Below are 15,012 nucleotides of genomic sequence, written 5' to 3'. Positions count from 1 at the left end.
TCGATTCACGGAAAACTCTGATGCGTGCCCACACGGCAACCGCAAATCTGATTCCGTTCAGCCTGACCACTGCCGCCGCAATTCAGCATTGGACCCTGCCTGACTCCGTGCAATTTGGGAGCCATTCCACCTGTTTTAACACAATGACCTGACCTCGGGGATGCGAATTTTCGCACTTCCGGCATTCTTCGCCGGTAGACCGGTCTCGGGAAGCGTTCCCTCGCAGAATGTGCTTCAACATGCCCTAGTTCTGCCACGGAATCAATAAGAATTTGAGCTGAGCGTCTGAGATTCTGGCGGAATCTGCCGAACGGGAACCGTGGCAAAACCTGGAGAAATTCTTCCACGCGCGCCTAGCCTGACAATGATTCCGACCGTAGGCAATCTGCGGTAACCAGCCGTTCGCCAGATTCGGAGGAAACACAATGTGCTGGCTTCCCGGTCAAAATGTCCGATGATCAGCCGCAAATCACAAATTTTTGTTCAAGCGGCCCCCCCGGACATCTCTGACCGCCCTGCTACGTCGTCAGCAGCTGCCGAATCATCATGATCGCGGCGGGACCGACCAGCACCACGAAAATCCCCGGAAAGATGAACAGCACCAGGGGAAAGATCATTTTCACTGCGGTCTGGGCGGCCTTTTCTTCGGCCAGCTGGCTCCGCTTCACCCGCATGCTGTCCGACTGCACCCGGAGTGCCTGGGCAATCGACGAGCCGAATTTATCGGCCTGAATCAGAATCGCGGCAAGGGCTTTCACATCATCGACACCGGTTCGCACTCCCAGATCGTGGAGCACTTCCCGGCGGTTTCGACCCATCTGCAGTTGAAAGTTGGCGTGGTTCAGCTCGCCGCAGATCTCGGGAGCCCCTTCCACCAGTTCTTCCGAGACTTTGCGCATGGCAGCATCGAGCCCCAGTCCCGCCTCGACGCAGACGACCAGCAGATCCAGGGCGTCGGGCATCGACAGAAAGATTTTTTCCTTGCGTGAGCTGACGAGCCACCACAAAACGATGTCGGGAAAGAACATCCCCAGACCGGCCCCTGTCCCTATGGCCATCAGCCCTTCGGTGGTGAAGCCCTTCAGATAGAGCCCGATTCCACCTCCGAGAACGGTCCCGATTCCCATCGTGGCTGCCTTGATGGCCAGAAAGATCATCGTGGCGGACGGGGACGAAAAGCCGGCATTGGCCAGACGAACGCGCAATTCGCTTTGTTCGAGTTCGGTTTTGGGCTGCAGCGCCTTGGAAAGGGCCGGAGCAGCCTTGTGAAAGATGGAGCTGAAGCCGGTCGATTTTCCGGACGGATCGTCTTTCCCCCGTTTTCGCGGGTCCCGCAGCTCGTGCAGGCGCTCGGAAACCCGGGACTCATTGCTGGAGGAAATGAACGACGCGATCGCCCAGATCCCCGCGGAGACGGCTCCGAAGACAGCAAACGGGATGAGCTGGGTCAGTTCCATAGCAGCGAACTTCATCAAAGGGGGAGAGTCAACCGGGGAGTCTGCGGCATCGGTTCATCCACGGCCAACCAAATCTCTTACAACGAAATCTCTCAGTTCCGCATCCGTCCAGCGATTCGGGATGGTTCGACACCGTGACTCCCCGGAACGCTCACGGGCAGATCAAAACCCGAACGCATTACACCTTGATGGCAATAATTTTCTTGATGGCATAGGCACCGATCAGCTGCAGCACGATGGCGACCGCCACCATCTGCCGCCCGAGCGGATCAGTGAAGAGCATCATCACGTATTCGGGGTTCAGGCGCCACACGGCCACGAACAGGGCGATCGGCAGCAGCATCAGCACGACACCGCTGATGCGACCTTCTCCGGTGAGGGCCTGCACCTGTCCCATGATGCGAAAGCGTTCGCGGATAATGTGCCCGATCTTGTCCAGAATTTCCGCCAGGTCCCCCCCGGACTGCCGCTGAATCGCCACCGCCATGGCGAAAAATTTGTAATCCATATTCGGCATGCGGTAGTAGACGTTCTTCAGCGCCTGCTCGATCGGGATCCCGAGATTCTGTTCCTCGTAGGCGATATTGAATTCCTTGGAGATCGGGTCGGGCAGTTCATCGACGACCACTCTCATCGCGGAGGCGAGGCTGTGCCCGGAACGTAAGGCCCGGGCGGTCAGTTCCATCGCCTGCGGAAGCTGATTGGCAAACGCCTTGAACCGTCGACCGCGCCGGAACATCAGCCAGCCGAACGGCAACAGTCCACCAACCAGAGCGAGGAGAGGATAGAACGGCAGCGAGCATTTCGCCGCCACGCCAATCCCCACGGCCAGAATGGCGGTGCCGATCGAAATGAGCAGAAACTTTTCGGGAGCCAGTGGTGTATCCGCCTGCACGAAGAGCAGTTTGAAGTGCGAGAAGCGGTTAACCAGCTTGTTCATGAAGCCATGCAGACCGGACAGTCCCTCCTTGACGAGGGCCTCACGGGTGACCTGCATGCTCCCTTCGGACTTCGCCGATTTCTTGCCAGCCAGAATATCGAGCCGGTCTTCCACCGAGCTGCTGCCGGCGTTCTCCAGCAGCAACACGGCCGAAGCGATCAATCCGGTCACGCCGATGAAAGCGATGATGGAGATCGCCAGAGGTGAGAATGTCAGGGCGAGAATCATCATGGTCGGGAGACTCTGATCGTGCCGGCGGAATGCCGGACTTCGCAACAAGGGAAACGCGGGTTGTTGTCCTCTGACATAAAACAGGGCCGCTGACACTCAGCAGCCTTCCGGAAATCAGGAGCCGAGTCGACGGGCGCTGAACAGGTTGGACGGGAGTCGAACCCCCGCCGCTTCCAGACGGGGCATGAACCCGGGCCGGACACCGGTCGTTTCGAAATGGCCGAAGGCCCGGCCATCCGGATCGATGCCATCCTGCACGAAACGGAAGATGTCCTGCATGATGATGGTATCCTGCTCCATGTTCATCACTTCGGTAATGTGCGTCACTTTTCGGGGACCTCCCTGCAGGCGGCTGACCTGAATGATCATGTCGACCGCCGCTGCCAGCTGATGCCGGATCGCCTTCAGCGGGAGTTCCGAGCCCCCCATCGTCACCAGCGTTTCGATACGGGAGACCGCGTCGCGCGGCGTGTTGGAGTGGACGGTCGTCATCGAGCCTTCGTGACCGGTGTTCATCGCCTGCAGCATGTCGAGTGTTTCGGGACCGCGACACTCACCGATGATGATTCGGTCAGGCCGCATTCGCAGTGCGTTTTTCACAAGATCCGTTGCGGTGACGTTCCCCTTCCCTTCGATGTTGGCGGGTCGGGTTTCGAGCCGGAGCACGTGCTCCTGCTGCAGCTGCAATTCGGCGGCATCTTCAATCGTAATCACGCGTTGATCGGACGGAATGAAGCTCGACAGCGTATTCAGCAGTGTCGTTTTTCCGGAGCCGGTTCCGCCGCTGATGATGATGTTCAGTCGGGCCTTGATCGCCCCTTCGAGCAGCATCACCATTTCAGGGGTGAATGCTCCAAAGCGGATCAGATCTTCCAGCGTTAGCGGACGGGACCCGAATTTACGAATGGTCAGCGAGGGGCCGTCGAGTGCCAACGGTGGAATAATGGCGTTCAGTCGTGAGCCGTCGGGGAGACGGGCATCGCACATGGGCGACGTTTCATCGATGCGGCGGCCGACACGCGAGACAATGCGGTCGAGAATCTGCAGCAAGTGCTCGTTATCGCGGAAGGTCACATCCGAACGCATGATCCGTCCGTGCTTTTCCACGAAGACCTTCTTGGGCCCGTTGATCATGATATCCGCCACTCCCTCCTGCTTCATCAGGATTTCGAGCGGACCAAAGCCGAAGGTCTCGTCGAGGACTTCCTCGATCAGCCGCTCCCGTTCGGAGCGGTTCAGCAGCGGGTTTTCGGTATCGCACAGATGCTCGACCACCAGCCGGATCTCGCGACGGAGGGTGTCTCCCTGCAGCTCGCCAAGGCGATTCAGGTCGAGCTTGTCAACCAGTTTGCCGTGAATCAGACGCTTCAAATTCTCGAAGTCGTCCTGTGACGGGTCTTTACGAACGCGGTTAAGGGATGATGAAGGAGCCATTGCAACGAATCTCCAGGAGCTCGCGTCCACGGGAACGGGACGCATTTTCGGGTGGGGTTCCCAAATCTCGCCGCACAGACCGGTCTGCTTCCAATGCAGGCCCTGAGGCGCAGTGCCGCTCTTCAACCCTAGCTCAGGAATGCAGCCCGCAAGGTCGACGTTTTCCGAACTGTTGAAAAAAAACCACAGCTCGCGGTCGACGAAAATGGCGATCGCGTCGGCAGCAACCGTTCTGCGGCCGATACTGAATCGGAAGATGTTGACGATCGAAGAGCTTCGCGCGGGGCGTTCTTCAACGGCCCCCTGGCAGGGTCCGCCCCGATCGATCAGGAAGCCGGCTCCGCATGGAGCGTTCGGGCAGAAGCTCAGTGTGCTCCGGAGCCAGGAGGGTGGCCCCGCAGAAGCGATCCGCTTATTCGCCCCGGCACTGCCGACGCAGCGCTTCCAGCTCCGATTCAATGCGATTGGAAGATTTCGAAGAGACCGCTGGGCCCGGAGCTGGAGTGGGGAGAGGACCGACAACGGTCTCCTCGTTGGCACTCCACATCTCCCGGCGGCGACGGGCGTCGGCCAGGCGGGCCACGAGCGCGTTCATCATCGTCTGCAGGTGATCGCGTGTCGCCAGAGCAGCCTGCAGCTGCTGTTCGAGCCCCGCGATCAGATCTTCCACCTCGTTCTTGCGGGCCAGGGCCTGCCGGGCGAGTTCGTCGTTGTCGGCCATCAGGTGAGCGCGGGCCTGATTGACCCAGGCTGTCACGTCCGGCCGCTGTGCTGCAATCTCCGCTTCGATTCGGGCCACGTTGTTGACGGCGGTCTGCACGCTCCGTTCTGCACCGAGCGTCCCTTCCGTCATCTCCGCGATAATTTCCTCCAGTGCCTGGCGGGGATCCTCTGTCTTGCTGAGCAACGTTGTGAGGTTGCAGGTGACAATATCTGTCAGGCGGCTGAAGAAAGGCATGTTGGTCTCTCGGATAAACACAGCGACTGCCGCGGGAGCGGGCTCAAGCAGGGAGTCCGCACGGCAGTCGGGGCCTGGCAGAAGTTTGTGGCTTCGTGCTGAGGCCGTTTCAGGAACAACGGCAATTTTCATATCGTGGATCACCGGGATCGACAACTTCCAGCAGATTTTTTATTTCGGGGGTTTTCACTCGTTTTCCTGTCGGGGTGAAAAACCCTTGAGTCTCAGCTTCTCGGCGATTTTCTGGCGGGCCAGCCGCAGGCGGCTCTTACAGGTCGGCTCCGGAACTTCCATGATTTCTGCCACTTCCGTCAGCGGAATCCCGGAATAGTAGTGCAGCAGAAACGCCTGCCGCTGATCTTCGGGAATCTCCATCAGAATCCGGTTCAGCAGCTCATTGAACTCGCTCGTGACCAGCTGCTGATCGGGCGTCGTGATCTCGTCGATCAAGCGATTGAGGGCCGCTTCTTCTTCATCCGACTGCTGCTGATACGCCCGCAGCAACGCATCGTTGGAGCGACGGCGGACATTGTCGATCAACAGATTGCGGGCAATGCGAAACATCCAGCCCCGAAACCGGTTGACCGGCAGATAGTCCCATGCCTGATGATAGACCTTGAGCAACGTCTCCTGCGCGAGGTCTTCGGAGAACTGCAGGTCACGCGTGTTTTTCAGAAAGAAGCCAATCAGCATCCCACGATACCGATCGACGAGAACATCAAAGGCCCCCGCCTCTCCCGACTGCACCAGAATCATGAGTTGGTCGTCAGTCATGGGATTCCGTGAATTGCCCTTTCCGGAACGCAAATGAACGGAGACGGTGAACCTGCGATGCTGGAGTTGCGGACACGGTGAGCGTTAGAATTGTTCGGCGATCCCGCGAGATCTTCAGGACGGCTGCACATCTCGCAGGAAAATGGTCTAACATCCCGTCCGGCCTGTCGAGGCACCCGTGCGGATTGTCAGTCTCAAAGTCCCTTGATTTTTGATCTGCTTTGACATTCCACGGGGAGTCGCACCGGATCATCAATCGGATCGTGTCCAGCACGGGGACAGGCCAGAACAATCTACTGGGGATGGATCGTGAAGCCCCCGAGCACTGGTCCGGTAACGTGGCGGGCCCCTGCAGCGGAGCTGCTGCCGAAGCGGTCACCGAGGTGAAGTCAGAAAGTCAGGCAAGACGTGGAAGAAGAATTAGTTCCCCTGCGGCTCTCCTATGGGCGCGGCAAAACATTCGTCGCAGATCTTCTGGAAAAGCGGCTGATCTCTCACCACCGCGCACCACAACCGGTGAGCGATCTCGGCGCGGCTGTCCGAAAGGCCCTGCAGGAGCCGATCGATTTCCCGGCCGTGCGTCAGGCGTTTGTCCCGGGCGATCGCGTGGCCGTGGTGATCGACGCTGGAACTCCCCAGCCTGACGTCGTCTTTGCTGAACTCTGGAATCAGCTCTCCGCAGCAGGGGTTCAGGCGGACGATTTGTTGATCCTGCAGCCAGCCGGCTGGCAGGCGATTGCCGGTCCGGATCCCCGAGCACGACTGCCTGCGGAAGTCCGCGACGCGATTCAGGTGAAACGTCACGATGCGACGGTGGAAGGGAACTGCCAGTATCTGGCATCCACCGCGGCAGGAGAGCGAATCTACCTCGCCTCCGGAGCGACCGAGGCGGACGCCGTCCTGACAATTGGTCCGGCGGTCTTCGATCCGCTCCTAGGACTTCGCGGCGGGGCCAGCGGCATCTATCCCGGGCTCTCCGACACCGAGGCGATCCGACGAAGTCAGGGAACTGGGCACGATGAACTGGGACCGGACGACACCCGTCCGCTCCGACAGGTGGTCGACGAAGTCGGTTGGCTGCTGGGGCTGCAGATTTCGATCTGCCTGATACCGGCTCTGGGCACCGGAGTCCATCAGGTACTGGTGGGCCAGACAGATTCAACACTGAGAGAAGCCAGAGCAGTGTTGAAGCACAGCTGGCTGATTCAGCCTGAGGAGCGAGCGGAGCTGGTCGTCGTCACAGTGCCGGAAGATGGTTCGGGTCACGGCTGGGAACAGGTGGCCGCAGCGATTGAAGCAGGCCGCCGGGCTGTCGAACGCAATGGCCGAATTCTGGTCCTCTCCCAGTTGAAAGAGGCTCCGGGGCCAGGACTGGAAATCCTGAAGCAGTCCCGCACCCCACGTGATGCGGTGAAGCCCATCCGCAAAGCCAATGTCCCTGATCTTGTGGCTGCCACCCGCATTGCAGCGGCACTCGACTGGGCCAATATTTCGCTGTTGAGTGAACTGGAACCGGGCACGGTGGAAGACCTCTTCATGTTGCCCGTGGAATCCGAGGAGGAAGCCCGGCGACTGCTGCGGAATGATGAGATGACCACCATTCTGGAGAATGCCCAGCATGCCACCGTCGTCAGCGGCATCTGACAACACCGGTCCCGGTGGCTGGATCCAGCTGATTGCATCAGGGACATACAGTGAAAGGCAAGGGAGTGGGGGAGTCGGTCATCGCTGTCACCAGCTGGCGGAAGAATTCCGCTCGATCCACCCCCGGAGGAACTGGGATCGAGCGTGGCGAAAGTGGAGGTGCACCGCTCGTCAGCAGAATTTCATCCCCTCCCACCTGATCGACCAGCTGGATCCGCCCTGCAGCACTCGGGTCCCGTAAGACTTGCCTGAATGGGACAGCCAGTTCCGGTTCATCGGCCGGGATGGCCATCCGGATCGGCAGCGAGAGAAGAAGTGCACGAAGCTCTCTGACCGACCGCTGCAACCTCGGATGCACCCACTCGGGATCCACATCTTCCCAGGGATCAAGAACAAACCGCCGATACCAGCAGGCGGGATGCGGGATCTGCAGGGTCGACGTGGAGACGACCTCATTTCCGTAGCTCAGAATGTCCAGATCGAGCGTGCGCGGACCCCAATGCACGGTCCGCCTCCGCCCCAGACTGCTTTCGATCCGTTGCAGCCGGTGCAGCAGACCGGCCGGCGATTCCCCGGTGCGGAGCAGAAGCACCCCGTTCAGAAAGGGATCTCCGGCCGCCGCGCCGACAGGAGAGGTGCGAAACAGCCGACTGATACGGATGACCTCACCAACGTCCGCCAGCCGCTGTTCCGCAGCCCGCAACGTCTCACAGACGTTCCCCTGGTTGCCGCCGAAAGCGATCGCGGCGACCTGCTCGCCCGCTGGAGTCGACTCGACATTCATTCGTGGTTCATCCCGGTCAACGGAAGCCCTGCACTCCTTGTGAAGGATCCCCCGCAGTGCCCTTGATCTTAGCGTCCGTTGCCCGTTCTTGCCGCAACCCCGGCGCGGCGGAAGCGGCCGAACCCGTCCACTCATCAGGAAACTGAAAACGGACGGAAAGCGTTGTCGTCTCCCCCGACTCACAACCCGAACGGGAATCTCTTGATTTGCAGCCAATTCCGGCTAATGTGGAATCACTGTGAAGCGTGAGCGCACGGAATCAGATTCCTTTGCGGCTCCGCTCCCTCTCTGCGGCATGAAGGCTGCTTCCGTGTCATGACGACCCACTGGCGGGAAGGGGATTCCGAGTCGTTGATGCGTAGGAGGATGGCTTACGTCAATGCGAACTGTTCTGTCGCGCTCTTCGCAGAGACATCAGGGAACGATTCACTCTCCGGATCCAGAGGCTGCCTTTGTCATCCTTGCGGTTGCGAAGGGATCGCGCTGTGCGATCAGTAGCCAATCGGGAGAGCGATATGATCGCTACAGCCGGTCCAACCTGAACGATCATCGGCCAGCGTGGTCGCTTAGCGTTCAGGCGGGTGTCGGTTCTGGAACGGCCCGAACTGCGGAAGATCAGGTTCCGGAACAGGACGGTCCCGATTGCTTTCGGGCAATCAGGATCAACTGTAGGGTTTACACCGGTGACGAAGAGAGGATCATTCTCCGAACTCAGAATCTTAAAAAATATCGTGCAGACGCCACAGGAGTTTTGTATTTTGGTCATCGATTGGGTGAAATACGTAGTCGATTGCTACGAAACAGCCTCGACGAGGGTGCTTCAGAATTCACCATAAGTTTATGTGATTATCGAGGATCCAATCGAGGACGACAGTCCATAACCAGCAGTTCCGGACCAACGCCGGTCTGTGCGGGCGCGAGGGAATTCTTTGCGACCGGGTGGAGTGTCTTTCCGAAAAGTAAGCTGCAAACGGATGGGCAGCGGATTCGCCGCATTCAACCTGTTCGCAACATTCAACATGTTCGCAACGTTGACCAGGCGAGTCACGGAGGAACGTCTGACGAGGTTTCGCCAGGCATTCAATCGAACGTTGTAAATCTGACAGGGCCGCGTCCGGGAGTGACGCAAGATGGCTCCGTTTGCACACAGTTTTCTAAGGGAGACGGGACCCAATCCGATTCAGGAATTCCTTCGAGTTCCCAGTCGGATCGAGATCGAAACAGACGTCTGGCGGTACGCCGCTACGCAGTGGTCCCATTATTGCTGATGCTCCCGTTCGCAGCCCGCATCACGCTTCCGGTACGTATCGAAGACGTCGGAAGCCGGGTGAGAGAGCTGGGAAAGCTCGTCGGCAATCCGCCTTTGCACGGTTCGCAACACCTGCATGTCACGATGAAGTCAGCGTCCGTTTGGAACTGAGATCACGTCCATTTGTAAGTAAGAAGCACCATCACGGAAAGACCATGAACACTGGCGTCACTCCAGTGTTCCCAGTTTTGTGGCAACCATTGCACGGAACTGATCCAAGGATTGCTCAACGATGATTGACACAGCGCCAGTCAAAAAATTTCACTATCGCGAGCTACGGACCCGGATGTCCCCCCAGGACGTGGCCCGTTATCTCGTGGCGGAATATCTGCATGACTGGGGAATCCGCGACGCAGAAATCACTGCCGCGGAGAGCCGCCGGATTGTGGAGGAAGCAGAACACCTCACACTCGATGTCGCGGGGGATGCCCTGCAGCGAGAACTGTGTGAGACGGCCATCCGTCTCGCCATGGAAGAAGTAGAAGGGGCCATCGCGCGAATGGCGGTCAGCCCCAGCCGCACCCGGATCTCCGCACCGACGAACGATTCCATCCTCCCCCGGATGGCCAGCGTACTGCTCGAATTCCCCGATGCCATTCGCCATCGTGACCGCCCGCCGGCACACCTGCTGGCGGTTCTCGAACAGTCCGTTTCTCCCATTGTCCCGTTTCCGAACCGCCGGGAAATGCGTGCCCAGCCACGAACACGATTGTGGCCCATGCTCCGTCGGGGTTATTGGCATCGTGTCTTGCGACGGATCCAGGCCTGGATCTCGACCCTTCGTCGCACGGAGGCATTGCAATGATTTCGCCAACCCTGCCGGGGTCCGTTTCCAACTCGCGAAGCCATCATGTTTCGCGCTGGCTCCTCGGATTACTCACACTCGTCAGCACCCTCGGTGCGGTGCGCCTGTTTTACGGCGTCGTCGCGATCGGTGGTGTGAATGTGGCGGAATGGGGACTGCTCCCCCTCTTCGGCCTGCTGTTCGCCTGGATCGCCTTCTCCTTCTGGACGGCGACTCTGGGGATGATGCTGTTGCTGTTTCGCGGACACAAGCCCGCCACACGCGCTTCGGACGCAGAGGGGCCTCATGGCCCGATGACTCCGACCGCCATTCTGATGCCGATCTACAACGAAAGCCCCGCCAGCGTGTTCGCGGGCGTACAGGCGATGCTCCGCTCACTGGTCGCGACAGGGCAATCCGAAGGGTTCGATATCTTCGTGCTCAGCGACACGACTGACCCCGATATCTGGCTCGAAGAAGAGCGGACGTGGGCCCGACTCGTCGCCGAACATGGAGTCCACCCTCGCGTCTTTTACCGCCGCCGCCCCCGGAACATGGCCCGCAAGGCGGGTAACATCGCTGACTTCTGCACGCGCTGGGGCTCACAATACGCCTACATGATCGTGCTGGATGCCGACAGCGTCATGGAAGGGGCAACACTGGTGGAAATGGTTCGCCGGATGGATGCCAACCCGCGGCTGGGGATCCTGCAGGTTCCTCCGACGCCGGTCAATCGCCTGTCGCTGTTCGCGCGGCTGCAACAATTTGCATCCCGGTTGTATGGCCCGATTTTCATTGAAGGCTTTGCCAGCTGGGCACACTTTGACAGCAACTATTGGGGACACAACGCGATCATTCGCGTGGAGCCATTCACCGAACATTGCGGACTTCCGGTACTTCCCGGCAAGGCACCGCTCGGTGGCGAAATTCTCAGCCATGACTTTGTCGAGGCGGCGCTGATGGCCCGCGCCGGCTGGCAGGTCGCCATGGCCCATGACCTTGGGGGAAGCTACGAAGAGTGCCCCACGACCCTGCTTGATTTCGCAAAACGGGATCAACGTTGGTGTCAGGGGAATATGCAGCATATCCGGCTGATCTTCAGCGAAGGGTTCCGGCCGATCAGCCGCCTGCATCTGGCAATGGGGGCGATGTCCTACTTGTCATCGCCACTCTGGCTTCTGTTTATGCTGCTGAGCACGCTCGGCCTGATGATTGATGGCCCCTCGATGGCCGAAAGCCCCTCCTGGCTGCTCGGCGCCGGTTCCATCTTTGCCATCACGATGTCGCTGCTGATGCTCCCCAAGCTGTGGAGCGTGATTGCCCTGCTCAAGCAGCCCGCCCGACTGAAGGAGTTTGGGGGCTGGGACAATGTCGTCGGCAGTGTCGCCCTGGAAGCCATCATCTCGGTGCTGGTCTCCCCGATCATGATGTTCTTCCATACTCGATTTGTGGTGGCGACACTGCTCGGCGAGAAAGTCCACTGGAGCGCCCAGAATCGCGGTGAAGAAGATATTAGCCTCGGGGAGGCGCTTGTGGTCTACGGCCCACACATGATCGCTGGTCTCACCATCGCCCTGCTGATCGGGCTGTTTTCCGCCAATCTACTGTTCTGGTTCCTGCCGGTGGTGACCGGCCTGGTTCTCGCGGTTCCGTTGGCAATGACCCTCGGCAGCGTTCGGCTCGGCCAGCGGACAGCCCAGCATGGCCTGCTGCTGATCCCTGAAGAAATCACTTGCCCGGAGATTCTCCATCTCCAGAAGGAAGCGGTGTGGATTCACCAGCGGGAGTGCGAACAGTTCGATCGCTCCAAATTGTTCGGATCGGTCCTCACGGACCCGTCGTTCCATGCCTTGCATCGAAACATCCTGCAGGCGACCGATTCTCAGATCCCCGCCCCGCGCGAGGAACTGCGTGAGATTTTCGATCTGATCTCTCGGGAAGGCCCGACTGCTGTCCCGCGTGATGCCCGGAGAATGCTGCTTTCGGACGCTCAGGCACTGCGTGATCTGCACGTCCAGATCCGCAGCCGGCTGCGGCTGGGTCGTTCCGCGCTGTCATCGTAACTGCGATGCCAGACTCTGAATTTCGCCCAGGCTGCAGTGAATTGTCGCTGCAGCCTGTTTTCGCTTCCTGGGTGTTTTCCCCCACTCACCGGATTGCAGAGCCGCAAAGCACGAAATCCTCCCGCACAAAACGCTGCGAGACTCGCAATCTGAGATGAGGCAACTCTCCGCGATCGAGGAGCGGTTCCGGATTTTCACTGAACCTGCGGTCGCCCATGCCGCTCCAGTGTCCGTTCGAGCGTCTTGAATCTGACCGGGCACCGTTTGTGAGCAGGTCAGGGATTTCCGGTCTGCCGAGACGCAGTTCCCGGGAAGAGCAAACTGCTTCGTGGGACGGAGTTCCCTGCAATTCCGCCGGTTCGCGGGGATGTTCCCGGCGATTTGCGAATCGCATCAGGACTTTTTCCCCCTTAAGGTTGCGAACCTGACGGCGGGGAGTATCATCGCTCCTCCGGTCGGCGGCGCGCTCCTGTCATCCGGACGTTGAAGGCGTAGCTCAGCTGGTAGAGCAACGGACTTTTAATCCGTAGGTCCAGGGTTCGAATCCCTGCGCCTTCATTTTTTTTGAAATCGCAAGCAATCTCAGAAGTTGCGATCCTCGGTGCGGGAACCGAATCCCGGCCCTTGAGACGTCCCCGTCCATTGCTTTCGGACGGTCGTCGCGGCTTTTGCTGCGATCATTACGGGACGCGTTCCTGCCAAGCCGGGACAATGTCCCGACACCTCGAGTGTCAACACCCCTTCTGATCGTGCCGACTTCGCCCGAATTTCGCTGACATCGCTTCCGAAACTCTTCCGGGCGGGAGTCAATCTGTTTCGCGGTAACGGGCAGGTGAGTCTGCTGATCAGTCGACGGAGGATCGCAAACTCCGCACTGATGAGTCCTCGGGTCGACGCCTCGGTCCGTGGTTCGACGAAATGAGACGATCCCCTTCCTGCTGGAGCCGATGCATTCTGGACCTCCAAGACGCAAACAACGATTGATCTCCGCAGCCACCGCACCGACGAGGACCCGCAAGCCGCTGAATCCATCACTGCACAGTTCTTTTTTTCGTCGATTCGCTCGTGAGACGGGATCGAATCTTGCTCTTTCTGGCTGGGCCTGCAGGGGTTACTTCCCGATCGTCCACTTCAGTCGAGCAGCGGACGGCGTGTGAATGAATACGCCTTCCGGCCCTTCCCTCACTTTGCGAGGGATTGTTACTGTTTGAAAATCGGAGTCGCAGTCTTAAGATTCTTGCTAACTGAGAGCAACAACCGTTTTCGGATTCGTGCATTGCCTGTTAATTGATAAACGGCACAGCGTCGGGTGAAGTGAACGGTCAGCGGTGAGTCAATGCGATCCGCAATACTTATTTATTGCTCGAGATGCTGTTTACCCACAGGAAAGATTGCCAGTTGCCAAGCACAAGAGGCTGCACGGGGCAGGCAAAACGGCTGAAAAAGTCCACGAGCTGCGACCAACGAACAGATTGACCAGGGTGACTTTCCCTGATTGAAACGCGGCGGGCAGCGTGCGTCTTAACAAGGAACTTCGCGGGACGGAATTCAATTCATCTTAACACGGTATTGGCAAAAACTAATGACGCGAGCTGACTCCCGGAGTTACAAGGAACTGGGTCTAACCCAGTTGCGTAGTTTTTGTTATGTCTGTCGCCTGGGCGGCTTTGCCCCCGCTGCCCGCGAGTTACTCCTTACGACTCCCGCCGTCTGGGAACAGATCAAGGGGCTGGAACGAACCCTCAATCTGGTCTTGCTGGAACGCAGCGGCAACCGGGTGCGTCCGACCGCTCAGGGGCGACACTTGCTGGAACTGGCGCAGCCTCTGCTGGCGAGCCTCGATTCCATTCACGATGTGCTCCACCAGCGGGCAGGCGCTCTCCCCGAAAAGGTGACCATCGTCACCACGCTCCGCGTACTCGTCGATGAAGTGACGGAAGCGATGCTGCAGTTCCGTCAGCGATACCCCACCGTCACACCCGCGGTAAAATATGTCGGCAGCACTTCTTTTCTGGATGAGATTCAACAGGGGCCAGCCAACGTGGCCCTGACCCTGGAACCGGGCCCAGACGACCAGACCAATTCGGCCCTGACGTACGAGCCGACCGGCGAACTCGAGTATCTGTTGCTCACTCCACCCGATCATCCTCTGCTCAGCAAGAAGCCGTTCCTGCTGGAATCGATCGTCGATTACGAACTTGTTCTGGGAAACGAGAACACGTATTCACGGCATCGCGTGCAGGAAATCTTTCATCGCCACGACCTGCACCACAGGATCAAGCTCAGCGCCGAAACCAGCAGCGATGAATACACAGTGCATTGCGTGCGTGGAGGCCTGGGGCTGGGAATCGTGGTCGGCACCGGCCACAGCCGCCTGCATCACGGGCTGGGAGTTCGCTCACTGAGACGCTGGTTCGGTTTCGCTCGCTGTGGTTTCCAGTGGCGATCCGGAGCCCACATCCCGGCGCTCGATCGGGAACTGGCCGACATTCTGCACAATGTGATTACCCGCCGACGTCCGGCTGACGACCAATAAGCCTCCCCCTGCGTTCCAACGCGAACGAGGAGTGGCAATTGGAGCACGCCTGACGCGCTGATCACTCGCGGACTGGGCGGTCGACACGAGCCGACCAA

The 15,012-nt window shown here is 59.2% G+C and carries 10 protein-coding genes and 1 tRNA gene; 5 read left to right on the top strand and 6 right to left on the bottom strand.

Going from position 1 to position 15,012, the window contains the following annotated elements:
- Nucleotides 1-518: 518 nt before the first annotated feature.
- From SH664x_RS04280 to SH664x_RS04260, 5 genes are all read right to left on the bottom strand, one after another.
- Entirely contained in the window at nucleotides 519-1,457 is a 939-nt protein-coding gene (locus tag SH664x_RS04280; RefSeq protein WP_437205327.1) for a type II secretion system F family protein, read from the bottom strand.
- A 178-nt stretch (nucleotides 1,458-1,635) separates the two neighbouring features.
- Nucleotides 1,636-2,628 carry a type II secretion system F family protein gene (locus SH664x_RS04275; RefSeq protein ID WP_437205325.1) on the bottom strand — a complete coding sequence of 331 codons (993 nt, stop codon included), beginning with the start codon at nucleotides 2,626-2,628 and terminating at the stop codon, nucleotides 1,636-1,638.
- Nucleotides 2,629-2,742: 114 nt separating this feature from the next.
- Entirely contained in the window at nucleotides 2,743-4,062 is a 1,320-nt protein-coding gene (locus tag SH664x_RS04270) for a CpaF family protein (RefSeq protein WP_437205324.1), read from the bottom strand.
- 412 nt (nucleotides 4,063-4,474) lie between these two features.
- Nucleotides 4,475-5,020, bottom strand: a complete 546-nt coding sequence (locus SH664x_RS04265; protein ID WP_437205322.1) for a PspA/IM30 family protein — start codon at nucleotides 5,018-5,020, stop codon at nucleotides 4,475-4,477.
- 186 nt (nucleotides 5,021-5,206) lie between these two features.
- Entirely contained in the window at nucleotides 5,207-5,794 is a 588-nt protein-coding gene (locus tag SH664x_RS04260; protein ID WP_437205321.1) for an RNA polymerase sigma factor, read from the bottom strand.
- Nucleotides 5,795-6,202: 408 nt separating this feature from the next.
- On the opposite strand from SH664x_RS04260, the gene SH664x_RS04255 reads away from it, so the two are divergent.
- Nucleotides 6,203-7,438 (top strand): lactate racemase domain-containing protein, encoded by a 1,236-nt coding sequence (locus tag SH664x_RS04255; protein ID WP_437205319.1) that lies wholly within the window; start codon nucleotides 6,203-6,205, stop codon nucleotides 7,436-7,438.
- 37 nt (nucleotides 7,439-7,475) lie between these two features.
- Here the strand turns inward: SH664x_RS04255 and folK are convergent, their stop codons facing one another.
- Nucleotides 7,476-8,222, bottom strand: a complete 747-nt coding sequence (gene folK / locus SH664x_RS04250) for a 2-amino-4-hydroxy-6-hydroxymethyldihydropteridine diphosphokinase (protein ID WP_437205318.1) — start codon at nucleotides 8,220-8,222, stop codon at nucleotides 7,476-7,478.
- 1,541 nt (nucleotides 8,223-9,763) lie between these two features.
- Here folK and SH664x_RS04245 point away from each other — a divergent pair.
- The 4 genes from SH664x_RS04245 (at nucleotide 9,764) to SH664x_RS04230 (ending at nucleotide 14,914) form a co-directional block, all read left to right on the top strand.
- On the top strand, nucleotides 9,764-10,336 hold the full coding sequence (locus SH664x_RS04245; protein ID WP_437205316.1) for a hypothetical protein: 573 nt from the start codon (nucleotides 9,764-9,766) through the stop codon (nucleotides 10,334-10,336).
- Nucleotides 10,333-12,378, top strand: a complete 2,046-nt coding sequence (mdoH, locus tag SH664x_RS04240; protein WP_437205314.1) for a glucans biosynthesis glucosyltransferase MdoH — start codon at nucleotides 10,333-10,335, stop codon at nucleotides 12,376-12,378. The genes SH664x_RS04245 and mdoH overlap by 4 nt, the downstream gene beginning before the upstream one ends.
- Nucleotides 12,379-12,863: 485 nt before the next feature.
- A tRNA-Lys gene (locus SH664x_RS04235) sits at nucleotides 12,864-12,936 on the top strand.
- A 1,024-nt stretch (nucleotides 12,937-13,960) separates the two neighbouring features.
- Nucleotides 13,961-14,914: a LysR family transcriptional regulator gene (locus SH664x_RS04230; protein ID WP_437205312.1), complete on the top strand. Its 954-nt coding sequence runs from the start codon at nucleotides 13,961-13,963 to the stop codon at nucleotides 14,912-14,914.
- The last annotated feature ends 98 nt before the right edge of the window (nucleotides 14,915-15,012 follow it).

This window comes from Planctomicrobium aquicomposti (assembly GCF_051466325.1).
Taxonomy (GTDB): Bacteria; Planctomycetota; Planctomycetia; order Planctomycetales; family Planctomycetaceae; genus Planctomicrobium.
The sequence above is the reverse complement of the archived record's forward strand: the minus strand, read 5'-3'. Positions and strand labels throughout refer to the sequence as shown.

Coding starts and splice junctions, on each gene's coding strand:
- SH664x_RS04280 (WP_437205327.1), bottom strand. CDS start 1,457: ATGGAACTGACCCAGCTCATCCCGTTTGCTGTCTTCGGAGCCGTCTCC.
- SH664x_RS04260 (WP_437205321.1), bottom strand. CDS start 5,794: ATGACTGACGACCAACTCATGATTCTGGTGCAGTCGGGAGAGGCGGGG.
- folK (WP_437205318.1), bottom strand. CDS start 8,222: ATGAATGTCGAGTCGACTCCAGCGGGCGAGCAGGTCGCCGCGATCGCT.
- SH664x_RS04275 (WP_437205325.1), bottom strand. CDS start 2,628: ATGATGATTCTCGCCCTGACATTCTCACCTCTGGCGATCTCCATCATC.
- SH664x_RS04265 (WP_437205322.1), bottom strand. CDS start 5,020: ATGCCTTTCTTCAGCCGCCTGACAGATATTGTCACCTGCAACCTCACA.
- SH664x_RS04245 (WP_437205316.1), top strand. CDS start 9,764: ATGATTGACACAGCGCCAGTCAAAAAATTTCACTATCGCGAGCTACGG.
- SH664x_RS04270 (WP_437205324.1), bottom strand. CDS start 4,062: ATGGCTCCTTCATCATCCCTTAACCGCGTTCGTAAAGACCCGTCACAG.
- SH664x_RS04230 (WP_437205312.1), top strand. CDS start 13,961: ATGACGCGAGCTGACTCCCGGAGTTACAAGGAACTGGGTCTAACCCAG.
- mdoH (WP_437205314.1), top strand. CDS start 10,333: ATGATTTCGCCAACCCTGCCGGGGTCCGTTTCCAACTCGCGAAGCCAT.